Origin of the sequence: Flavobacterium salmonis, assembly GCF_903819435.1 — a bacterium.
In the GTDB taxonomy this organism is placed as follows: domain Bacteria; phylum Bacteroidota; class Bacteroidia; order Flavobacteriales; family Flavobacteriaceae; genus Flavobacterium; species Flavobacterium chungangense.
In genome coordinates, this window is record NZ_CAIJDP010000104.1 from 1 (window position 1) to 253 (window position 253).

Below are 253 nucleotides of genomic sequence, written 5' to 3' on the forward strand. Positions count from 1 at the left end.
AGCACGCATTGAATTATCAAACTCAACAATTCCATTTGCTTTTGCACTTGCCATAAACGATTGTCCCGCTGCTATGTAACCAGAAGGGATAGCATTGTTTGCTCCTGTAGTAGCCGTACCTCCTGTTGCATTAAACGAAGCATAATCATTAGAGCTGTATACATATTTGCCTCCACTTGGTGAAATACCCGTATTATGTGTCCAAAAGTAGATAGTCCCGTTTAAAACTGCATTGTTATTGGCATTAGAATAT

At 39.1% G+C, this 253-nt stretch carries 1 pseudogene; it reads right to left on the minus strand.

The annotated features are described in order from the left end of the window. Window positions 1-253, minus strand: a pseudogene (locus FLACHUCJ7_RS25010) (hypothetical protein); the annotation flags it as partial.